The organism is Streptomyces niveiscabiei (genome assembly GCF_001419795.1).
In the GTDB taxonomy this organism is placed as follows: domain Bacteria; phylum Actinomycetota; class Actinomycetes; order Streptomycetales; family Streptomycetaceae; genus Streptomyces; species Streptomyces niveiscabiei.
Window position 1 is genome coordinate 1 of the sequence record NZ_LIRL01001450.1, and the last position, 1,390, is coordinate 1,390.

Genomic DNA, 1,390 nt, shown 5'->3' on the forward strand with positions numbered 1-1,390 from the left:
GGGGCGGGGGTGAGCCAGTGGTCAGGGCCGTTGTCAGTGGCGGGGTGCAGGATGGGGGCATGGCGAGCAACGGACATGGCAGCGGCGGCAGGCGGAGCGGGGTCAAGGGGGCTCGGCGGCCCGAGCTGAGGCTGCCGGAGCTGCGGGGGTTCGAGGGCGGGGAGGTGGAGCCGGACGGGGATTACGACGGGGTGGAGCTGAAGGAACTGGACCTGGCGGGGCAGGACGGCGCGGGGTCGACGTTCATGGACTGCGCGCTGACGGGGTGCGCGCTGGACGAGACGCGGCTGAGGAACGCCCGCTTCCTGGACTCCCGGCTGACGGCGCCGCGCGGGGTGGGGACGGATCTGGCGGACGCGACGCTGCGGGACGTGGAGGTGACCGACGCGCGCCTGGGCGGCACGCAGATGTTCGGGAGCGTGCTGGAAAGGGTCGTCGTGCGGGGCGGGAAGATCGACTACCTGAACCTCCGGCAGGCCCGCCTCAAGGATGTCGTTTTCGAAAACTGCGTTCTCGTCGAACCGGACTTCGCGGGCGCGCGTATGGAACGGGTGGAGTTCGTCGACTGCGCGCTCAAGGGCGCGGACTTCAGCGCGGCGACCCTGTCGGACGTCGATCTGAGGGGAGCGGTCGAACTGGGCATCACCGCCGGTGTGGACCGACTGCGCGGTGCCGTCATCAGTACGGCACAGCTGCTCGATCTCGCACCGGTGCTGGCGGGGGAACTGGGGATCAGGGTGGAGGAGTGACCGATGGGCACGTTTTACGGGAACGTACTGGTGGCGCGGCCGTGCCAGGAAGTGGTGCCGCTGCTCTCCGAGGAGACGGCGGCGGGCCGCTCCGCGATACGCGGGTACGCACTCGCGGTGGGCCCCCGGCACACCGTGATCCATCCCGCTGAGGAGACGGAGGCGCTGACCCTCGCGGAAGCGGTGAGCCGCCGCCTGTCCGTCCCGACGCTGGGCATGTACGTCTTCGACTCGGACGTACTGGTCATGCAGGTGTACGACGACGGCGAGCTGCGGCACGTCTACGACTCGTGGCCGGGGTACTTCAGCGCGGAGCGGCCCGCCGAGACGTGGTCCTCGGGCCCGGCACCGGACTGGCCCGAGCCGCTCGGCGCCGCCCCCACCGCGTTCCTCCCCTTCGCCGCCGCGCCCCTCGACATCCCGGCGCTGGAGTCGGTGCTGCGCTGCGTGCCGCTCGCGCGGGAGGACGGCAAGGACGGGCGGTACGTGTTCGCGGACGCGCAGCACTACGACGTGATGGCGCTGCTGGGGCTGTCGGCACCGAGGCTGAACACGGGGTACGGGGCACTGTCGCAGGGCTACCTGCCGCCGGGGACGGCGCTGACGGAGCTGTGGCTGCTGGGCGGGGCGACGTTCTGGGC

The 1,390-nt window shown here is 71.6% G+C and carries 2 protein-coding genes; both read left to right on the top strand.

Annotation, left to right across the window (positions count from 1 at the left end; genetic code table 11):
* The first annotated feature begins 59 nt into the window (after window positions 1-59).
* Window positions 60-749, top strand: coding sequence for a pentapeptide repeat-containing protein (locus AOK24_RS44870; protein ID WP_206191383.1), 690 nt, complete (start codon window positions 60-62; stop codon window positions 747-749).
* 3 nt (window positions 750-752) lie between these two features.
* A partial coding sequence (locus AOK24_RS44875) for a hypothetical protein (RefSeq protein WP_055725528.1) occupies window positions 753-1,390 on the top strand: 638 nt, incomplete at its 3' end.

Bases quoted from the DNA above. Each gene is read 5' to 3' on its own strand.
- AOK24_RS44870 (WP_206191383.1), top strand. From the start codon at position 60: ATGGCGAGCAACGGACATGGCAGCGGCGGCAGGCGGAGCGGGGTCAAG.